This window comes from Mucilaginibacter tolerans (genome assembly GCF_030519375.1).
Classification (GTDB): domain Bacteria; phylum Bacteroidota; class Bacteroidia; order Sphingobacteriales; family Sphingobacteriaceae; genus Mucilaginibacter.
This window is the reverse complement of the sequence record NZ_JAUMKB010000024.1, coordinates 47,233-68,617: the sequence shown is the minus strand read 5'-3', so window position 1 is coordinate 68,617 and position 21,385 is coordinate 47,233. Positions and strand designations below refer to the sequence as shown.

Here is a 21,385-nt window from a genome sequence, read left to right as displayed (position 1 = left end):
CTGAATTGCTCCATCATCTTTTCTTTCATCTGGAATATAATTATTCCAAAAGTGTCAACCTATACCTGTATAAGACCAAATTGAGTGGGTTCTGTATCTCATGGGCGATACCCGCGGTCAGTTCACCCAATGACGCCATCTTTTCCGATTGAATGAGCTGCCGTTGCGTATTTTTAAGATCGGTGACGGTTTTCTCAAGGTCTTTGCGCTGTGCTTCGATCTGGTCATTTTGTTGTTTTAATATAGAATTAGCCTTCTTTCGCTGGCCGTTTGCAAATAAAAGAATAGCGGCAATCAAAATAAACACACCCAAAACTCCCAGCAATGCATAAAAACGGACCTTGGTTTGGTAAGCTATTTCTTTTGCGTGGGCTTCCTGCAGGCGCTGCTGCTCGTTAAAAACCAGGTTTTGTACCTGCAAAGTTTTCTGCTGACTGAACAAGCTATCCTTTGCCTTTTGCGTAACCTCCTGGTAATAAAACGCATTCTTATAGTCATTCACCGCTTTATACTCGTTGGTGAGCAGGGTAGTAGTGCGCTGCACCTGGTCGGGATTGCGGTCGAGTTTCGCGTGCTCAAGGGCTGTCCTGGCATAGAAGATACAGGAGTCTGGCTTATTCAGTTTTTGATAAGCTTCAGCTATCCTGCGGTAATCTTCGCTGAACAGGTAGTGGTCATTTTTTGATGTACTGTCATTCATGCTTTTTCGGTAATAGCTGATGGCAGCCTCATTGTTGCCCTTTTTAAATTCGATGATCCCAAAATTTCGGATCAGGTAGCCGAAGTTCTTCATCGACTTTTTTTCCAAAGCAAAATCATAAGCTTTTTTTGCAAAGTATGATGCCGAATCAAGCTTGTTCATGTCAAGGTATGCCCTTGCGAGGTTATTCAGCATGGTGACTGTAATGTCGGTATAATGGTATTTTTCAACGATGTGGTATGCCGCATAATAATTGTCAAGGGCTTTTGGAAACTCGTGCATGGTAGAATAGGTCAATCCACGCGTGTTATAACAGGAGGCTACTACGTGCATCTCCTTAATTTGAATAGCCTCAGGGAGTGCCTGAAAGGTAGTTTTCAAACTTCCCGGCAGGTCGCCACTTATATTCTGATAAGTAGCTATTGATGACAACGCCTGTACCTCGCCTAATTTATAATGTATTTTGCGCGACAGATCAAGCGCCTTTCTGGCATACATCACTCCGGAATCAACATTGGTAGTAAGAAAAACATATACACTTTTAAAGTAATATATGCTAGCTAATGTTGTATCCTGCCTGTTTTTGTTATAGGCTTTCTGCAGGCTATCCATGTTTGGTCGTTGAGCAAACCCAGTATAACAAAGGCAGAGCAATAAAACCGCGAGAGGTAATTTTCTTTTCATCTGGAGGAGCAGGTTTGAAGTTGTTCCTATAAATGTAAGCAATCGCTATAAAAAGAAAGAATTCAGTGAGTTATGTTGTCCGAATTGGATTAAATGACTGCTTTTGGAGTTAGTGCAGAATATCAATGATCCCTTGCCCGACGTTTGAGGACACCTCCGGCGGCTTCCTTAATGGTGCTAGTGAATACGAATGCCTTCTCATCAATTTCGTGCACCATTTTTTTCAAGCGCCGTACCTCCAACCGCGTTACAACAGTGAAAACGATATCAACCGGCTGGCTCACATCAAAACTATGTTTCAGAAAGCCTCGTTCACCTTTATAAACGGTAATGCCTCTGCCTAAATCCATCACCAGTCTCTCTTTTATAAGGGCACTCTGTCCTGAAATTATCGTAACGCCGGTATACTCCTCTAAACCCTCGATAACGAAGTTACTTGTTCTTGAAGCGACATAATAGGTGAGGATTGAATAAAGAGCTTCCGTCCAGCCCACCTCTATAGCAGCAATAAGGAAAATAACGATATTGATCCCTAATATGATCTCGCTGATGGTAAAACTAATACGTTTACCTGTATAAAGAGCTAAAACTTCGATGCCGTCTAATGCACAACCTCCACGAATGGATAAGCCTACGCCAATACCCATAAAGCCACCACCAAAAACAGCAACCAGTAATTTGTCATCAGTGATAGTTGGCAAATGAAAAACGTGAAGTAATAGTAATATGCACGCTCCCAGTCCGACAACAGCTGCTAAAGTTTTATATGCGAATGCTTTATTCACCTGCAATGCGCCCATAATAATAAAAGGGATGTTTGCTGCAACAATCACATAGGGAATACTTTTAAATTCGTTTGGTTCACTGATAACAAGGGAGATACCGGTAACCCCGCCATCAAAAAATTTGTTAGGTATTAAGAAACCGGTTAAAGCAAAAGCACAGAATAATATCCCAAAAATCACATAGATCGTATCAATAACAGCACTTGGTAAGGTTAGTCTCTTCATATTAGCTTGTTGTAATCAGGGATTTATGCTGAACAGTTAATGCTTTTTAGTCCCTGTAAATTTAGTGTAGTTTGGCTAAATATGTATTTTCTAAATGAATTTTAATCGAAATAGGGTTATGACGGTGAAATCATAACCCTATTTCTAATCCTGTAGATAATAAAAAAATAACTCCACAGGCGTTGGCATCAAGCCATATTGAACGACGGTCGTTATTTAGATGGGGTAAGCCTTACCAAAATTGCGCCATGTTTATTAATAGGGGTGGTGTAAGTGTTTTTATAATTACCTATGGTTTGCTTTTTCCAGAGATTTCTTACACTAACGCCGTCCTTAAGCCCAAGAGCTGAGAAATCGACGCTGACCTCCTGATCCTTATCGCTAATGTTAAAAAGAGCTACATAGATGTCCTTGCTGTTTGGCACATGTGAATACCAGGCCATTGCACTTTCTGTCTTATATAACTGGCGCGGTTGCTGACCGTGCTGATTTACGGCAAGCACCTCATCATTATTGAATAGTTTCCGTTCGACTGCTCTATTTTCAGGCAAATTTCCGCCAATCATTAAAGGCGAGCGGTAGATGCACCAGAAAGTCATATGGGTATACAGTTCATCTTCGGTAAACCGGCTGTAGCGTTCGTCGCCTACTGGCCCGCGTTTGGATAACTTACCTATCTGCAGCATATCGCAATCTGGCCAGTGGCCGCTGCCGCCTACGTTTTCCCAGCTTTTGGCGTAGTCAAACATGTGCAGTATTTCTTTCCAGTTATCCCAAAAATCATCGGCCATGCGCCACATGTTGGCATTTTGCGTTACATGTCCGGCCTCGTTTACAGGTGTCTCGCCTGGAGAGATACTTAATACTACAGGTCTGCCGCATTGCTCAATCGCTTTGTGATATCCTTCGATTTCTTTTTTGTGATATGGGCGCGCTATGTCGTCAACTTTAATAAAATCAACACCCCATGACGCGTATAATTTCAATAGTGAGTTTAAATAAGCCTGTGCGCCGGGTTTATCCATATCCAGTCCGTACATATGGTTCATCCAGTCGCATTTCGAAGCGGTATCGGCTATCATGTCAGCAGTGATACCGCTTGCACCCAGAACAGGGGATTTTGCCCATACTGCCTGACGTGGTATTCCGCGCATAACGTGTATGCCGAATTTTAGGCCGAGATGATGAACATAGTCAGCAAGCGGTTTAAATCCATGCCCCCCAAAAGCCGACGGAAATTTGGTTGGCTGTGGGAACAAGCGTCCCCATTTATCCATTGTAAGCCATGGCACAAATGAACCATCATACAAATTCTTCTGATAAGGATTACCTATATGGCTGCCCGGAGGATTATCATACGACCAAAGAAAATCAACTACCACGTATTGCCATCCATGCGGTTTCAGGTACTTCGCCATATAATCGGCATTAGCTTTAACTTCATTTTCATGTACAGCCGATCCAAAACAGTTATAACTGTTCCAGCCCATAGGTGGGGTTAATGCAACGGTGTTTTTTTGTGCATAGACACTAACAGACCAAACGCAGCAAACGAGTAGCAGGTATTTGAGTTTCATGATTGATTATTAGGCTTATTCGGTTTTTGATTTATAATTAGTGTTAAAATAACACTTAATTATTTAAAAAAGCAAATCTTAATCGATATTTAATTGTTTATTATACAGTTATAATATTTTTGTTTTAATTTGGCTGTTGTTCGACCTGCAAGTTCCCTAACCAATCATAGACTGTACTCTAAAAAATATGACAGCAAATTCAAACAGAATAATTATCTCGTCAATTATGGTGTTCATACTATCCGGCCTTTTTGCAAAAGGGCAGGAGAAGGTAGTCACCATTGCTATCGATCTTTCTAAAACACATCAAACCATAAATAATTTTGGCGCCTCCGATGCATGGTCGTGTCAGTTTGTTGGCAACTGGCCCGAAGAGAAAAAAAATAAAATTGCCGACCTGCTCTTTAGCATGGATACCCTTAAAGATGGTTCGCCAAAAGGTATCGGGCTTTCTACATGGCGTTTTAATATTGGTGCAGGGAGCGCCGAGCAGGGTATGAAAAGTGGTATAAAAGACGAATGGCGCAGGGCAGAATCCTTTTTTAATACCGATGGGTCTTATAACTGGAAAAAGCAATCCGGGCAGATGTGGTTTCTGCAGGCGGCAAAAGAGCGGGGAGTAAAACAGTTTCTTGGTTTTTTTAATAGTCCGCCGATTGAATTTACAGTTAATGGGAAGGCTTTTGCTACCGACGGTAAAACAAATATTTCACAAGAGAAATACGATTCATTTGCAAAATATATTTCAAATGTGGTCAAAGGGGTTGAGCACACTACCGGAGTGAGGTTTAATTACATTAGCCCAGTTAATGAACCGCAATGGAACTGGAGTGATGGGGGACAGGAAGGCTGCCCTTATAATAATTCTGAAATTGCCGGATTGGTGCGATCTATAAGTAAAGCTTTTGTTGAGGATCATATCTCTTCTGATATTTTAATAGCAGAGGCAGGGAATTTGAAGTATCTGTTTTCGCCCGTAGATAAACCGGATAAAGGAAATCAGATAAATGACTTTTTTAAACCGGGTTCGCCAAATTTCATTGGTGATTTGAAAAAAGTAAGCAGAAACATAGCTGCACATAGTTATTTCACCACCTCGCCGATGGCTTCAGCCATGCAAACAAGAGGAACACTTTCGCAAGCTATTAATGCAGTTCCCGGTTTAAGCTTTTGGCAATCGGAATACTGTATTCTTGGAGATAACGCCGGAGAAATGGACGGGAATAAACGCGATCTGGGAATCGATGCGGCGTTATACCTGGCCAAAGTAATTCATACGGATTTGACAAGTGCCGCCGCCGCCGCCTGGCAATGGTGGACGGCGGTTTCCGCATACGACTATAAAGACGGGCTTGTTTATATTGACAAAAATGAAACCGACGGCAATTTCTACCCCAGCAAAATGCTTTGGGCCATGGGCAATTACAGCAGGTTTATCAGGCCGGGATACGTAAGAACCGATGTTGCCGTAGATGGGGATCAAAAAAACCTTTTTGTTTCAGTATTTAAGAAAGGGAAAAATATCGCCGCAGTTATTATCAACGATAATACTGATTTCGTAAAGGTGAAAATTGACAACAGTAAAATCAAATTATTAAGGAAATTCACTACGTCAAAAGAAGCTGATTTGCAGCCAGGTGTCTTGACAGATAGTCAAAAAGAGATATTTATTCCGGGTAAATCGGTCACTACAGTTACGGGCATCACGCTGTAATCGTATTGGTGTGTCTGCGATTGCGGCAAATCGAATATCAATAACAAATTCGGCTGCTATTTCAATCCTTAAAGTTTTATATTTATTGCGCTCGTTTATTTAAAACATTTGATGCTGTTTTAGCCGAATGATGAGCGCAGGACCCAAATCACAATAAACTATTAAGGATAGAATGAATAAGACGAATAAAAACATTTACTACCTGGCTTTAGGTGCTTTTATACTTTTATTAATTGCTTACGCTAACCACTTTAATAATGGCTTCCACTTTGACGATTCGCACGCCATTGTAACAAATACCTTTATCCGTGACCTGAAAAATATCCCTGCTTTCTTTTCAGATCCGAAGATGTTCAGCTCCGAACCCACTCATTGGGGCTTACGTTCACTCGTTACCACCACATTGGCCATTGACTATTGGCTCGGCGGGGGACTTTATCCTTTTTACTTCCAACTGGATACATTTATCTGGCATATCGGTTTATGCATCCTGTTATACTTTGTTTATAAAACGCTTATGCGCAAGTCTTTCCAGGCGCAATGGGTTCCATATCTTGCTTTCGCTGCGGCCGCCTGGTATGCTTTGCATGTGGTAAACGGAGAAACATTGAATTATATCATTTCAAGGTCGGACGTGCTATCCACGTTTATGATCGTTTTATCCTTTCTGATTTATATCAACTGGCCATCAAAAAGGAAATATCTCCTATATATTGTACCTGCTTTTCTGGGCGTTTTTGCTAAGGAAACGGTGCTTTGCCTGGTTATTACCCTGTTCTTTTATATTCTGCTGTTCGAGAAAGATCTTTCTGTTGGCGACCTGTTTAAACCAAAAAACTTCAAAACAATACTGCTGGTGATATGGCAGATATTGCCGCTGATAATCGTTGTTGGGCTCACACAAGTTTATGCTTTAACACGCATTAAGAGCGTTCCTGGTATATCCAATCCCTTGGTACCTTATGTTCTTACTCAAAGCTATATTTGGGTACACTATTTTATCTCGTTCTTCCTGCCATTCAATTTAACAGCCGATTCAGATTTGGGGGTTATTCATAACCCGTTCGACGAACGGATACTCATTGGGTGCATTTTTGTCGTTGCTTTACTGGTAACTATCATCAGAACTTCAATAAAATCAGAAACCAGGCCCATTGCTTTTGGATTGATCTGGTTTTCAGTCGCTTTGCTGCCAACTTCATTGGCTCCATTTGCCGAGGTGACCAACGATCACCGTATGTATTTTCCGTTCATTGGCTTAATGCTCAGCGTAGTTACTTATGCTGGATTGCTGATCAAACGTTATTATTATGTTTTTGAAAATAAACGGAACTTCTATTATCTGTTTTTCCTGTTGTTTTGTATTCTGGGTCTGAATGCGTACGGGATTTACACCCGGAACAAGGTTTGGCATGATGAAGAGTCACTATGGCAGGATGTAAGTGTTAAAAGTCCGCTAAACGGCAGGGGACTAATGAATTACGGCCTTGCTTTAATGGATAAGGGGAAATATGCCCTGGCCGAAACTGAATATAAAGAGGCTGCAAAATTAGTCCCGACATACTCCTATCTGTATATTAATATGGGGGTATTATGCAGCCTGGAACATAAAAATACCGATGCGGAGCAAAATTTTAAAGCTGCCATCGCTTTAGCGCCTAATGATTTTGCCTCGTACACTTTTTATGCACGGTTTTTAATGGATATAGGCAGAACTACCGATGCCCAGGCAATGGCCGAGAAAGCATTGCAGTTAAATCCTGGTTCGGAAATGGCACTGGCATTATTATTAAAGATATACAACCAGCTTGGCTATTGGGATCAACTTGGTAAAACAGCAAAACAATACTTGACTATAATTCCGGCCGATAAATTTGCCCAACAATGCCTGCAGGCGTCTCAAACACATCAAAGGGTAGTCATACAAAGCATGACAAAAGTAATAAAACCTGTTACCGCGGAAGATTATCTGAACCAAAGCCTCGACTATTACAACCAGGGCGATTACAACAAATGTATCGAGGCATCCAATCAGGCGTTAAAGTTAAAACCTGGTTATGCTGATGCCTGGAATAATATTGGGGCCGCTTATATCAAACTCAGTCAATGGGATAAAGCTATTGAGGCATGCAAAAAAGCGATAGCAATTAATCCGGGTCATACTTTAGCTAACAATAATTTAAAATTTGCGGAGTCGCAGAAAAAAAAATAACAGCTATTTATTCAGCATAATAAATATACCTGTCAAAACGATGAAAGCGCCGACTGCCTGCTTAATGTTTAAGCTTTCTTTCAAAAAGAAATGATTGGCAAGTACTATAAAGATGATCGAAGTCAGCGTGATAAATACCGAAAGCGTAGTAGAAACATCAGCCAGGTAAGAGATCTTTAGCAAAGTATTATTTATCAGGATAAATGATAAACGCGATAAGACAGCAAGCGACATGGAAAGGATAAATTTCCAGTTGAATACCAGGTTAACCATGTTCTGAAAATTAAACAGATTGCCCGAAATAAGTCCTCTGTCGCCCAGCAGAACAATTGAAAAGGCGGTAGATAAGCAATAAATTATCACCCAAAAAACAGCTAAGGCAATCATATTTGTCGACGATTTGGTTGTGGTTGATTTGAGTTGCACAGTCTCAGGTATTTTCCAAAAATAACTAAATAAAGCTATTCCTAAATTTTATTATCCGCGTGACCAAGGGTATAAACCCACGATATAAAAGAAGCTGTTCGTTTGCCCCACATCATCCGGAACATTTGCAGCTCTTCATTCCTCCGTACTCCGTCAGATAGCTTAGCGGTCGTTTCTGATTCTTCATGTATGCGGTGATTCATCAGGTTCTTATTGATATAAACAAAGGAGCCTTCCCTGTTTGCCAGTTGATACCAGGCATACCAATCTAAAGCAACAGTAAAATCCGAAGAAAAGCTAAAGCCGGTTAATGCCTCAATGTTGAATGTAACTGCCGGGCAACAGATGGGATCGCCGAACTTTAATATCAGCTTTTTAAACCAGTTGCTCTTTATCTCCTTTTTAAAGATAAACGGGAATAGCAGCGCTCTTTTTACAAAATAGTTTAATGACTTTGGCCTTCGCTGATTATTGATCCAATCATTATATCCGGTAAAAGTGATCAGTACATTTTTATTGGTAGCTTTTATAACATTCTCAGCATATTCAGGCTCATAAATATCATCCTGATGGGCGATAGTCGCCAGGGGCGTTGTTACTTTTGATAAGGCAAAGTTCCAGTCGTTTGCAATTCCTCTTTTATCGTTTATGTAGTATGGCAAATCGTATTTCTTCGCGATATTTTTAGTATAATCTGTTGGGGTAGAGGTGGTGATGATAACCCTGCTTTTTACGGTCTGCGCCAGCAAACTGTGTATACATTGTTCAAGAAAAGATGACTCTTTATAAGCTGGAATAACAAATGTGTGCATAAAATAATTGGACGTTATAGTCTGTTACCATTTAGAACGTAGCTGAGGTTTATTCTTCATGACCGAAATATATCATTTCCATTTCAAGTCAAAAAACAAATTGAGTTTATTAAAGCGATAAAGTAATCAAAAAATGGAGAAGGCCTGGCTGGTATATATTCCTTAACCCCTTGAATTTAACTGAAATAAAAAAACTTAATTTTCTTAAAAGTGTTATGATCTAAACTAATACTTAAGAATGAAGATAACATATATTTCAACTTATCCTCCACGGGAATGTGGTTTGGCTTCTTTTAATAAGAATTTGATGAGTGCAATCTTGTCAAATTTTGATAAAGAAGATTTGTGTGAGCGGGGATCGGTAATCGCGATAAATGCGGACAATATGGGTGAATACGATTATCCGCCGGAAGTGGAGTTTGTGATCAGACAAAATGAGCCTGAGGATTATCGTGATGCTGTTGAATTTATAAACAACAGCGATGCGGACATCTGCATTTTGCAGCATGAGTTTGGAATATTTGGGGGAGAAGCAGGAATATATATCCTGTCACTGGTAAGCCAATTGAAAAAGCCACTTATCACGATTTTCCATACCGTATTAGAACGGCCCTCCAGCCAGCAGAAAATGGCGATCGAGAATATTGCAAAAAAATCTGACAGAGCAGTGGTTATGGGAACTTATGCCATCCAGATGTTGCAGCAGATATATAATGTTCCAAAGAAGAAAATAGCCTATATAGAACATGGGGCCCCTGATATGGAAATCTTATCAGGTAATCCGCTTCATGAAGATAAATTATTCAGGGATCATCAGGTATTACTAACTTTTGGCTTGCTCAGCAGAAATAAAGGATTGGAGACAGTGATACGTGCTTTGCCTCAAATTATTGAACAACACAAAGATGTTGTTTATGTTATTTTGGGTACTACGCATCCGGGAATACTAAAGAACTCAGGTGAAGAATATAGAGAATATCTTATACAATTGGCTAAAGAGCTCGATGTATCCAATCATGTGGTTTTTATTAACCGGTATGTTTCCGAAGAAGAGCTGATGAACTACCTTTCGGCTGCTGACATTTATGTATCACCTTACCTGAATGAAGCTCAGATCACAAGCGGTACCCTTTGTTATGCGGTAAGGGCAGGTGCTGCGGTTGTATCTACGCCTTACTGGCACGCCAGGGAACTGTTGGCAGAACGCCGAGGAAGGCTATTTAATTTTAAAGACGAAAAGGGCTTGGCAGTCATCATTAACGAACTGCTGGATAATCCTGCATATCTGCATGAAATTAAAGACAATGCTTACAATTATGGGATAAATCTTCGATGGACAGCCATAGGGAATAAATATCTTGATACCATTAAAGAAGTAGTCGAAAATCAGGATGTGAATGAACGTATACTGAGACAGATCATCGATCCGGAGATTATGCCCGAATTCAGCCTGGATTATGTGAAATTACTTACAGACAGCACAGGAATTATTCAGCATGCCAAATATGGAATCCCGAACTGGAAAGAAGGGTATTGTGTAGATGATAACGCCCGTGCTCTTTTGATGTCGTTGATGGCCTGTCAGCTGAATTATAGCGAAGCGCTTAAATTAATGCCATCCTATTTGAGTTTCCTGCTTTATATGCAAAATGATGATGGGTATTTCAGAAATTTTTTGAGCTATGATAAGCGATACCTTGACGATTCTGGCTCAGAAGATGCATTTGGACGTGCGGTATGGGCGCTGGGTTATCTTGTTGATAAATCGCCAAACGATTCATGTGGTAAATTAGGCGAGGAATTATTCCGTAAAGCCGAGCCCCACTTCAAAGCTCTGCAATACCTGAGAGGTATTAGCAATACTATAATTGGCATCTCTTATTATCTCCGAAGGCATCCATCCGAGAAACTTCTGTTGGAAACGTTGAACTGCTTAACAGAAAAGCTGACGCAAGCCTTCAATAAAACACATGATACAGAATGGCATTGGTTTGAAGATTTTCTAACTTATGATAATGCTATTTTGCCCTTATCCTTGCTCCATTCAGCTTCAATAACTGGTAACAAAAAGGTTTTCGATATAGGATTTGCGTCATTGAAGTTCCTGGAAGGACTCACTTTCAAATCCAACTACTGGAATCCGGTTGGAAACGAGAACTGGTATTTCCGCGATGCAAAAATGTCATTGTACGATCAGCAGGCAATAGAAACCATGGCGATGGTGTTAACGTATGGCCAGGCTTACGAGATGACCGAAGATTCGCAGTATCTTGAAAAAATGTTCTCGGTTTATCAATGGTTTCTCGGTGAAAATTCGCTCAGTATTCCTTTGTATGACCCCGAAACCAAGGGCTGCTCAGACGGTTTGCACCGCATGGGCATTAATAAGAACCAGGGAGCTGAGAGCGTACTGGCCTACTTAATATCACACCTGACGATATTGCAGAATTTCAAAACCAAACCCACCAGTTCAAACGGAGAGCTTACCAACAACGACGGCGTGCTGTTGAAATAATAAAGATAATGATCCCCGGCCAATTATATTTGGGGGTCAGAGACCAACTTGTCCAGCAATGCATTCAGCTCAACTGTTGCAAAAGATGAAGAATAATCAGAAAGCCCATAAGGAAGAATTAATTTGCCATTATTAACAATACCCCCGCAGGAATAAACCACATTGGGAACATAACCCTCCCGCTCATCCTGGGTAGGTACAAGCAGGGGCTCTCTAAGCCGGCCCGTTTCAACAGACGGGTCATCAAGCTTGAACAAACTAGCGCCCAAACAATATCTTCTCATCGGGCCTACACCATGTGTAATAACCAGCCAGCCACGGTCGGTTTCAATTGGCGAACCACAATTACCTATCTGGACCAACTCCCAGGGATGCAGAGGCTCCTGCAGTTTGATCGGGTTTTCCCACAGATTGATATTATTTGAATACATAATGAAATTATTGCAACCATCTATCCGGGAAAGCATAGTATAATACCCGTTGATTTTCCTTGGGAACAGAGCGAGGTTTTTATTACGGGCCCCATTGCCATGAAGGGGCCTTATTCTAAAATTGTGAAAATCAGAAGTTTGCAATAGCTTCGGCATTATTAAAGCACCATCGAAAGCGGTGTAGGTGGCATAATAAATAGCCGGTCCGCCATTTTCTGTAAATTTAACAAAGCGTGCATCTTCAATCCCTTTGCGTTCCAGCTCCGACATCGGAAATATCACCCGGTCCGAAATATCGGTATCTAGTGAAAAGCTAATGGTGCTGTAGGAGTCCGACAACCAAAGTATCTTTTCATACTCCGTTTTTTTTGAATCATCAATATCTTTTTGCTGCAGGTTCTGTATTGTTCGTTGTAAAGTGTCGTAATCAAACTTTTCATCCAATTGCCCTTTGAGTTCCTTTACAATCTTATGATCGATCCTGGCGGTAACTATTTTTTCGAAAAAAAGCTTTTTTTCATAGGTAGTTGCATTGCGGATAACCTCAGCCTCATCTACGTAATTACCTACGGGCAAAACTTCTATCTTGCTGTCCTTATCTATAATGGCTCTTCTAAAAGCAATAGACGAAATATGCCCTTCACCCACAGCCCTGAAACTGATGATCAACCGCTTTTGTCCCAACTCCAACTCGGATTGGTCGGGATCTTCAATAATGGAAGGGTTAAAAAATGCAGCTGACTCGATAGAGTATTCATGAGTAAAATATGAGCCCACCAATAATTTTCTGTAACTGGAAAGTTCTTCGTGGTCAAATCCGGTACTTTCGATAAATGAGCTCACCCTGTTGCAATGCCTGTAAAGTATTTTGGTGATGTTTCGGTGCCGTTTTGAAAACTCCTGCAACAGAGGTGAAATAATGGCAAACACTTCGTCTTCACTAAGTTTCATGACGCGTTCTATTAATTCTTGCGCCCTTTGCTCACCGTTAAAAAAGAATCTTGCAATTACACGTTTGGCATCAGGGTAAACCCTTATTTGTTGACGTTCAATAGGTATCCTCATTTGCAGAGAAATTTTGGTTGATAATAAATTATGGAGATGTTTATTCATGGATTTCCGTTTCCGGAATCTCGATATAATATATGCTACCGATGTAAATTCCATTTTGAATGGCAAGTTTATGCCGGGTGTCTTCCAGTACTTTTTTACAGTCGGGGCTATTTTTAGGAACCGACAGAAAATAGATCACATTATCCGTTTCATTGTTAATGAACTTATAATGTTTGCTGTCTTTTTTCATCACAAAGAAAGTTTACATACATAATAGCAAAAGGGTGATTTTGTTTGTAATTTATGCTGAAATTATAGGCGAAATTTACGATATTGACTGTTGATCTTATTTTCCGTTCCCATTTGCGTTTTAGCCGGAGCCTTTACTCTATTTTCATTAATCAATAGTTAAGCAATTTTCGAAAATAAAAACTGTATCTGTGTTATCATATCTGCACCGTGGGCTTAATTAAAATAAACTATTAATTAAGTTTTGCTTTGTGGGATTTTTTTTGCATATTTATTTTCCCTTGATTGATGAAATGTTGCCATATACTAAAATGCTCGTTTTGGGTGTTTAATAGATATAGCACCAGAACTATTTATGAAAAACAAACCCTAAATGAAAGTAAATTAACCTTTATTTAATTTAGAAAAATAGTTAAAACATTATCTTTTTTAGGCTGTATATAGCAAATCACAGCTACCTGAAATTTTTTGATTACCCAAACTATGAAAGATCAAATTCTGGAGGAACTCCTGGAACAGGAAGAAGTTTCGCGCTTATCACATGAAGATTCTCTTGACTTGAAAGAACTTTTACGGGTTCTTTCGCTTGTCAAAAACGGTAAACTGGATACCCGGATGCCTGTTACTCAGGCTGGTATAAACGGTAGGATATGCGAGGTGTTGAATGATATTATTGACATGAACCAGCGCCTGGTGGCTGAGATATCAGAAGCTGAAAAAACTATCGGAAAAAAAGGAAATTTATCAAAGCGTATCGAGCTCTCTGATGCACGGGGCGATTGGGCCGATGGCGTGTCGTCATTAAATAACCTGATATCCGATCTGACATCGCCGACCTTGGAAATTGCAGGAATGATCAACTCCGTAGCCAACGGCGATTTATCAAAACAAATACCACTCGAAATAAGCGGTCACCCGTTGCGCGGAGAATTCCTCCGTATCGCTAAAGAATCCAATCAGATGCTTTCCAAGCTGCGGTTATTCTCGATGGAGGTAACCCGCGTCGCGCGTCAGGTGGGCTCTGAAGGCAAGTTGGGTGAACAAGCTAAAATTAAAGGTGTTGCCGGTGTTTGGGCCGAGTTGACAGACTCAGTGAACCAGATGGCAGGTAACCTGACGGCCCAGGTGCGAAACGTTGCTGCAGTAACTACGGCGGTTGCCAAGGGTGACCTTTCGCGTAAGATCACAGTTGAGGCTAAAGGTGAAATATTGGAGCTGAAAAATACCATTAATACCATGGTGGATCAGCTCAACTCGTTCTCATCGGAAGTAACGCGTGTGGCATTGGAAGTAGGCACTGAAGGTAAACTGGGGGGCCAGGCGAAAGTGCCGGGTGTTGCAGGTACCTGGAAGGACTTGACAGACTCGGTAAACCGAATGGCAGGTAACCTTACCTCGCAGGTACGTAATATAGCTGGTGTAACTACCGCGGTAGCAAATGGTGACTTGTCCAAGAAAATTACGGTGGACGTAAAGGGAGAAATGCTTGAGTTGAAAAAGACCATCAACACAATGGTGGACCAATTGAACTCGTTTGCATCCGAAGTAACGCGTGTGGCGCTGGAAGTAGGTACCGAAGGTAAATTAGGAGGTCAGGCCCGTGTGAAGGGTGTAGGTGGTGTTTGGAAGGATCTGACAGACTCTGTCAACCAGATGGGTAGTAATCTTACCGACCAGGTGCGAAACATTGCCTGGGTAACCACGGCAGTAGCAAAGGGCGACTTGTCGCGGAAAATTACGGTAGATGCCAAAGGCGAGCTCCTTGAGCTGAAGAATACGATCAATACGATGGTGGACCAGTTGAACTCCTTCTCGTTTGAGGTGACGCGTGTGGCCAGGGAAGTAGGCTCCGAAGGTCAGCTTGGTGGCCAGGCAAACGTGCCGGGTGTAGGTGGTACCTGGAAGGACTTGACCGACTCCGTAAATCAGATGGCCGGTAACCTAACAGGCCAGGTACGTAACATAGCTGAGGTGACGACGGCTGTGGCCAAGGGGGACTTGTCAAAGAAGATCACGGTGGACGTTCAGGGCGAAATGCTCGAATTAAAGAATACGATCAACACGATGGTGGACCAGCTGAATTCGTTCGGGTCGGAAGTAACCCGTGTAGCGAGGGAAGTAGGTTCGGAAGGGCAGCTTGGTGGCCAGGCAAATGTGCCTGGAGTAGCAGGTACCTGGAAGGATTTGACCGACTCGGTAAATAAAATGGCGGACAACCTGACCTCGCAGGTGCGTAACATCGCCGAAGTAACCACAGCGGTGGCAAAGGGTGACCTTTCACGTAAGATCACGGTAAATGCAAAGGGCGAGTTATTAGAGCTGAAAGATACCATTAACACGATGGTGGACCAGCTGCGCGGCTTTGCATCCGAAGTAACGCGTGTGGCGCGCGAGGTGGGGTCGGAAGGACAGTTAGGCGGCCAGGCAAACGTACCCGGTGTGGATGGTACCTGGAAGGACTTAACCGACTCGGTAAATAAAATGGCCGGCAACCTGACCGCGCAGCTCAGAAATATAGCCGACGTATCCATTGCCATCGCAAACGGTGACTTGTCGAAGAAAATTACGGTCGACGTTCGTGGAGAGATCCTCCAGTTGAAGGAAACAATTAATACAATGGTGGACCAGCTTCGTGGTTTTGCATCCGAAGTAACTCGTGTGGCACGAGAAGTGGGTACCGATGGTAACTTAGGTGGCCAGGCGTTTGTGCCCGGGGTAGGTGGTACCTGGAAGGATTTGACTGACTCCGTAAACCAGATGTCGTCAAACCTAACCTCACAGGTGCGTAACATCGCCGAAGTGACCAAAGCTGTAGCAAGCGGTGACCTTTCGAAGACAGTAATCATCGACGTAAAGGGAGAGATCCTCGACCTGAAAAATACCATCAACACGATGGTGGACCAGCTGAACTCGTTCGCATCCGAAGTAACGCGTGTGGCAAGGGAAGTAGGTACCGAAGGTAAACTGGGTGGTCAGGCGCACGTCAAGGGTGTGGCAGGTACCTGGAAGGACTTAACGGACTCCGTAAATCAGATGGCATCCAACCTTACCGGCCAGATACGCGGTATCGCAAAAGTAGCAACAGGTATTGCAAAAGGTAACCTGAAGCAGCGATTATCCATCAACGCATTGGGTGAGGTGGCACAGCTGACGGATACCATCAACGAAATGATCGATACGCTTGCCGTGTTTGCGGACGAAGTAACCACGGTGGCACGTGAGGTGGGTGTGCAGGGCCGTTTAGGTGGTCAGGCTAGTGTACCGGGCGCTTCGGGTACCTGGAAGGACTTGACAGAAAACGTAAACCAGCTGGCGCAGAATTTAACTGTTCAGGTGCGTTCAATTTCAGAAGTGGCCTCGGCGGTAACCAAGGGTGACCTTACCCGAACTATCCGTGTGGACGCCAAAGGCGAGCTGGAAGCCTTGAAGGATACCATCAACCAGATGATCGCCAACCTGAAGGGTACAACCCTGAGAAACCATGAGCAGGACTGGCTGAAATCAAACCTTGCTAAATTCGCACAGATGCTGCAGGGCCAGCGCGACAGGAATGCGGTAGCAAACAAAGTGCTTTCAGAATTGGCCGAACTGGTAAATGCAAGATATGGTGCCTTCTACGTACTGGAACAGGATATTGCAGAAGAGCCTAAATTAAAACTCTTTGCAGGGTACGCGCAGAAGAGCCGTAAACTCATCAATAACGAATTTGAGCTGAGTGAGGGCCTTGTAGGGCAGTGTGCTACTGATAAGGAACGTATTCGCCTGTCGAACGTGCCCTCAGAATATTTGCAGATCAGTTCAGGTATAGGCAGCGCGGCGCCAATAGACCTGGTGATCCTGCCGGTGTTATTTGAAAATAATATAAAAGCTGTAATTGAGCTGGCATCATTTGAAAACTTCAGTGATACCCACATCGACTTCCTCGATCAGTTGACTGAAAGTATTGGTATCGTGTTGAACAATATCGAAACCAATACCCGTACAGAGGAATTGTTGAAACAATCGCAATCACTGGCTACCGAGCTTTCTTCACAACAGGAAGAATTAAGACGCGCTAATGACGAATTGCACGATAAAGGCCGCTCGCTGGAAGAAAAAGCCGAGCAGCTGACGCTGACCTCAAAATACAAATCAGAGTTTTTGGCCAATATGTCGCACGAGTTGCGTACACCGCTTAATAGCTTGCTGATATTGGCGCAACAACTCTTTGAAAACCCTGAAGGCAACCTTACCGAAAAACAACGCAGGTATGCTAAAACGATCCACTCATGCGGTGATGACCTGATCCAGTTGATTAATGATATCCTGGATCTGTCTAAGATCGAATCAGGTGTGATCTCAGCCGATGTAATGCCTGTTAACTTCAGGGAGATCGCTTCGTTCGCCGAATCAACCTTTAAACCGATATCAGAAGCTAAGAATCTGAAGTTTGAGATCAGCCTGGAACAGGGCCTTCCGGAGATGCTGGAGACAGATATGCAACGTTTGAACCAAATATTGAAGAACCTGCTGTCCAATGCATTCAAATTCACCGAAAAAGGTGGTGTGAAACTGGAAATATTCAGGCCTGGTCCGCACCAGGAAAATCCACTACCTGACGCGGAAGCGGTAATAGCGTTTTCTATTACTGATACTGGTATAGGTATATCAAAGAATACCCAGGGAATTATTTTTGAAGCATTCCAGCAGGCAGAGGGTTCAACCAGCCGTAAATACGGAGGTACCGGTTTAGGTCTTTCTATTAGTAAAGGTTTCGCCGAACTATTGGGCGGAACAATTACTGTTGGTAGTGAATTAGGAAAAGGAAGCGTGTTTACTTTATACCTGCCATTAAGATATAAAGAAGAGGCTGCTTCCGCGGCTACATACAGTGTAAAAGAACCGCATTCACCGGCGCATCTGAGAAGCAGTTTGCTGGATACTGCTGAATTAGTGATTGATGATGACCGTCACAGTATCTCGGCAGAGGATAAAGTGCTGCTGGTTATCGAGGATGATTTGCGTTTTACCAAAATTGTGATCGATAAAGCACATGATTACGGGCTTAAAGTCATTGTTGCTATCAGCTATCTCGAAATATTCGATAGTATTCAGAAGTATAACCCAATTGCTATCACGCTGGATGTGAACATGCCTGAATCAAACGGGTGGAAGATACTTAAATTGCTGAAGTCTGATCTCAATTTGCGGCATATACCGATACACCTGATCTCGGGTGAGGATAATAAGGTTATGGCCCTGAAATTAGGCGCAAAGAGCTTTAGCCTGAAGCCGCTTTCCAATAATTCGCTCGACGAGCTGATCTCGGGAATTGTCCGGTTTAGCGAACAGTCGAAGAAGAAGGTACTGATCATTGAAGATAATGAAAGCGAATTGCAACGACTGACTGATATGCTTAGCAGCGAAAAGGTAGAAGTACTTGGTGCAACTACGGCTAAAAAAGGTCTCACACTGTTAAAAAAAGAACAGGTCGATAGTATTATTCTTGATTTTGTGTTGCCTGATGCGGACGGTATTGAACTGCTTAACAAGATCAATACAGTAAAGCAGCCACAAACAACTATGTTGCTTCATTCGGCAAGAGATTTTACTCAAAACGAGTTGATCCAGTTAAAGCGATTGAATCATAAGGTTATTACCAAAACAGCCACCTCACATTCTTATTTGCTGGAGGAAATATTGACCTTATTGCACGTTGATAAAAAATATATTAGCCAGGAAAATCTGGATATCATCAATGGTATAAGAGTAAATAACGATGTGCTTGATTCGAAGAAGGTATTGGTGGTAGATGACGACGTTCGAAACCTGTTTGCATTGACGGCAGTATTTGAACGTTCGAACATAGAAGTAATAACCGCAGAAAGTGGACGCGAAGCATTGGAAATACTCAATAGCGATAAGAAAGTAGATATCGTGCTGATGGATATCATGATGCCTGAGATGGATGGTTACGAAACGATTCAGATCATCCGTAAAGAGCCTAAGCACAAGAATTTGCCAATAATAGCAGTGACAGCCAAAGCGATGATTGGCGACCGGCAAAAATGTCTGGCATCAGGCGCATCAGATTATATTACAAAACCTGTAAAAACAGATCAACTTTTATCGCTAATGCGTGTTTGGTTAATTAAGTAAACACTTTAAAGATTTAAAATTAGCGAATGGCTGTAGCTCCTGATGATAATATAAAAGTTCTGTTGGTAGATGATAACGAGAATAATCTGACATCAATGGAACTTGTTCTTGAAAACGAGGGGTATACTTTTTTCAAGGCAACGTCGGGCAAAGAAGCTTTGCGTATACTTTTAAAGGAAGAAGATTTTTCATTGATCCTGCTGGATGTTCAGATGCCCATTATGGATGGGTATGAGACAGCAGAGCTGATCTATCAGCGCGATAAGCTCAAGCGCATACCCATCATCTTTTTTACTGCGCAGGATTACGAAGAAGAATCCATGTTCAGGGGGTATAAGGCTGGGGCTGCTGATTTTATCCGCAAGCCATTTAAGCCTGAATTGCTTCGTTATAAGGTAGCTATTTTCGCAGAGCTGCATCGTAAAAATTCGCTTTTGCGAAAACAGGAAGAAAAATTGCGGTTGATAAACGAAGATCTTGTGGCATTGAACCGGAACCTGGAAAAGCGGGTATCTGAACGCACCCGTCAGCTCGAGACACTAAACCAGGAACTCAAGGAGCTGAATTTATCGAAGGATAAATTTCTATCAGTGATCTCTCATGATCTCCGCAACCCGCTGACGTCCCTGTTACTGTCATCAAAAACCTTAAATGATGAGATAGAAGATATTGATCCTAAAAAACTAAAGATGCTTTCAGGGGTCATCCATCGTACTTCTAACAGAATTTTAACGCAATTAAATGAACTGGTGGATTGGGCGAAAAAGCAGCGCCAGAAAACCACCTTTAACCCTCAGAAAATTAAGCTTAATGATGCCATAAATGAGGCATTAGAATTGCTGAAAGAAACTGCGATCCAGAAAGATGTCAAATTTGAAAATCAAACCTCAACAGATTTTTTTGTTAATGCTGATCCTTTGATGCTCCGGTCAATTTTGCAAAATATTGTCACCAATGCTATTAAATACAGTCCGCGTAAGGGAATTGTGAATGTTAGCGCACAACTAACAGACAAAATGGTAGAAATATGTATAATGGATTTTGGCATTGGTATGTCGGAAAAAACGAAGAATACAATATTGGGAAACAACAATACCACATCGCTTCCGGGTACCGATCAAGAGCAAGGTACAGGTCTGGGATTACTATTGGTGAAGGATTTTGTTGCCCAACATGGCGGCCGGATATTAATTGAAAGTAAACTACGGAAAGGGACTTGTTTTAAGTTTACAGTTCCAGCCAATTAATCCAGGTTTTATTTGATAAGTAGAGTGGTGTTCCGAATAAAGGTAAATTGCTGACACCGAGGCCGAACGTCTAAAAAAACATAATTATAAACTACAAGGTGAGTAACCGTATATAAGTCTTGGTAAAATTCTTAGCCTAACAATCATTTGTTAAAGCACTGTAGTAAATATTCTAAGCGTAAGCAAATAATCTAACCTAGTCAAGGGTACACCTTGCTGGAGCCACGTACGCTTGTCAGTTTGGGCAGGTCTTATCCTATTTTAGCCAACCTCTGAATTGATATATTCCGAAAAAAAACAAAGCAGCAGAAATAAAGCGATATAATCAAATTTAGCGATATATAGTGTTTCCTCGTTTCTTTTTAACTCTTCAAGTTGCACAGCAACTGGTCAAAAATATTTTGAACTTTTTTTTGAAACCCTGGATAAAGTCTTCCGTATAAGGACGTATTACTCAACCTTAATTCCTTATTACTATGGAACAAATTTACCTTTATCCTTTTTCACAATCCAAGCGACATCATTGTAGGTTTTTGTCCAGATCAAGGTTCTGAGTCGAATCTTTTTGCTGTGACCATCAGCTCAGTTTGCTGATACAAATTCATCCACTTACATTT

At 41.9% G+C, this 21,385-nt stretch carries 12 protein-coding genes; 5 read left to right on the top strand and 7 right to left on the bottom strand.

Features of this window, described 5'->3' with window-relative positions; genetic code table 11:
• Positions 1-40 precede the first annotated feature (40 nt).
• The 3 genes from Q3A68_RS21775 to Q3A68_RS21765 all read right to left on the bottom strand — a co-directional run bounded on the left by Q3A68_RS21775 (position 41) and on the right by Q3A68_RS21765 (position 3,971).
• Positions 41-1,312 carry a tetratricopeptide repeat protein gene (locus Q3A68_RS21775; protein WP_302903257.1) on the bottom strand — a complete coding sequence of 424 codons (1,272 nt, stop codon included), beginning with the start codon at positions 1,310-1,312 and terminating at the stop codon, positions 41-43.
• A 194-nt stretch (positions 1,313-1,506) separates the two neighbouring features.
• Positions 1,507-2,394 (bottom strand): YitT family protein, encoded by an 888-nt coding sequence (locus tag Q3A68_RS21770; RefSeq protein ID WP_302903256.1) that lies wholly within the window; start codon positions 2,392-2,394, stop codon positions 1,507-1,509.
• Positions 2,395-2,606: 212 nt separating this feature from the next.
• On the bottom strand, positions 2,607-3,971 hold the full coding sequence (locus tag Q3A68_RS21765) for a glycoside hydrolase family 27 protein (protein ID WP_302903255.1): 1,365 nt from the start codon (positions 3,969-3,971) through the stop codon (positions 2,607-2,609).
• 187 nt (positions 3,972-4,158) lie between these two features.
• On the opposite strand from Q3A68_RS21765, the gene Q3A68_RS21760 reads away from it, so the two are divergent.
• Both Q3A68_RS21760 and Q3A68_RS21755 read left to right on the top strand, forming a co-directional pair.
• Positions 4,159-5,685 carry a glycoside hydrolase gene (locus Q3A68_RS21760; protein WP_302903254.1) on the top strand — a complete coding sequence of 509 codons (1,527 nt, stop codon included), beginning with the start codon at positions 4,159-4,161 and terminating at the stop codon, positions 5,683-5,685.
• A 172-nt stretch (positions 5,686-5,857) separates the two neighbouring features.
• Entirely contained in the window at positions 5,858-7,897 is a 2,040-nt protein-coding gene (locus tag Q3A68_RS21755; protein WP_302903253.1) for a tetratricopeptide repeat protein, read from the top strand.
• A 3-nt stretch (positions 7,898-7,900) separates the two neighbouring features.
• Here the strand turns inward: Q3A68_RS21755 and Q3A68_RS21750 are convergent, their stop codons facing one another.
• Positions 7,901-8,323, bottom strand: a complete 423-nt coding sequence (locus Q3A68_RS21750; RefSeq protein WP_302903252.1) for a hypothetical protein — start codon at positions 8,321-8,323, stop codon at positions 7,901-7,903.
• 41 nt (positions 8,324-8,364) lie between these two features.
• Complete coding sequence (locus Q3A68_RS21745) at positions 8,365-9,135, bottom strand: glycosyltransferase family 2 protein (protein ID WP_302903251.1); 771 nt, start codon at positions 9,133-9,135, stop codon at positions 8,365-8,367.
• 238 nt (positions 9,136-9,373) lie between these two features.
• Here Q3A68_RS21745 and Q3A68_RS21740 point away from each other — a divergent pair, with 238 nt between their 5' ends.
• A complete protein-coding gene (locus tag Q3A68_RS21740; RefSeq protein ID WP_302903250.1) occupies positions 9,374-11,650 on the top strand; it encodes a glycosyltransferase family 4 protein in 2,277 nt (758 codons plus the stop codon).
• Positions 11,651-11,673: 23 nt separating this feature from the next.
• On the opposite strand, the gene Q3A68_RS21735 is transcribed toward Q3A68_RS21740, so the two are convergent.
• Both Q3A68_RS21735 and Q3A68_RS21730 read right to left on the bottom strand, forming a co-directional pair.
• The gene (locus Q3A68_RS21735; protein ID WP_302903249.1) at positions 11,674-13,146 is read right to left on the bottom strand and encodes a glycoside hydrolase family 130 protein; all 1,473 of its coding nucleotides are present in this window, start codon (positions 13,144-13,146) and stop codon (positions 11,674-11,676) included.
• A 40-nt stretch (positions 13,147-13,186) separates the two neighbouring features.
• Entirely contained in the window at positions 13,187-13,384 is a 198-nt protein-coding gene (locus Q3A68_RS21730) for a hypothetical protein (RefSeq protein WP_302903248.1), read from the bottom strand.
• A gap of 482 nt (positions 13,385-13,866) precedes the next feature.
• On the opposite strand from Q3A68_RS21730, the gene Q3A68_RS21725 reads away from it, so the two are divergent.
• Together Q3A68_RS21725 and Q3A68_RS21720 are read left to right on the top strand one after the other, a co-directional pair.
• Positions 13,867-19,521 (top strand): hybrid sensor histidine kinase/response regulator, encoded by a 5,655-nt coding sequence (locus tag Q3A68_RS21725; protein WP_302903247.1) that lies wholly within the window; start codon positions 13,867-13,869, stop codon positions 19,519-19,521.
• A 26-nt stretch (positions 19,522-19,547) separates the two neighbouring features.
• Entirely contained in the window at positions 19,548-20,768 is a 1,221-nt protein-coding gene (locus tag Q3A68_RS21720) for a hybrid sensor histidine kinase/response regulator (protein ID WP_302903246.1), read from the top strand.
• Positions 20,769-21,385: the final 617 nt, after the last annotated feature.

Bases quoted from the DNA above. Each gene is read 5' to 3' on its own strand.
- Q3A68_RS21740 (WP_302903250.1), top strand. From the start codon at position 9,374: ATGAAGATAACATATATTTCAACTTATCCTCCACGGGAATGTGGTTTG.
- Q3A68_RS21755 (WP_302903253.1), top strand. From the start codon at position 5,858: ATGAATAAGACGAATAAAAACATTTACTACCTGGCTTTAGGTGCTTTT.
- Q3A68_RS21730 (WP_302903248.1), bottom strand. From the start codon at position 13,384: ATGAAAAAAGACAGCAAACATTATAAGTTCATTAACAATGAAACGGAT.
- Q3A68_RS21775 (WP_302903257.1), bottom strand. From the start codon at position 1,312: ATGGATAGCCTGCAGAAAGCCTATAACAAAAACAGGCAGGATACAACA.
- Q3A68_RS21765 (WP_302903255.1), bottom strand. From the start codon at position 3,971: ATGAAACTCAAATACCTGCTACTCGTTTGCTGCGTTTGGTCTGTTAGT.
- Q3A68_RS21720 (WP_302903246.1), top strand. From the start codon at position 19,548: ATGGCTGTAGCTCCTGATGATAATATAAAAGTTCTGTTGGTAGATGAT.
- Q3A68_RS21725 (WP_302903247.1), top strand. From the start codon at position 13,867: ATGAAAGATCAAATTCTGGAGGAACTCCTGGAACAGGAAGAAGTTTCG.
- Q3A68_RS21745 (WP_302903251.1), bottom strand. From the start codon at position 9,135: ATGCACACATTTGTTATTCCAGCTTATAAAGAGTCATCTTTTCTTGAA.
- Q3A68_RS21770 (WP_302903256.1), bottom strand. From the start codon at position 2,394: ATGAAGAGACTAACCTTACCAAGTGCTGTTATTGATACGATCTATGTG.
- Q3A68_RS21735 (WP_302903249.1), bottom strand. From the start codon at position 13,146: ATGAGGATACCTATTGAACGTCAACAAATAAGGGTTTACCCTGATGCC.
- Q3A68_RS21760 (WP_302903254.1), top strand. From the start codon at position 4,159: ATGACAGCAAATTCAAACAGAATAATTATCTCGTCAATTATGGTGTTC.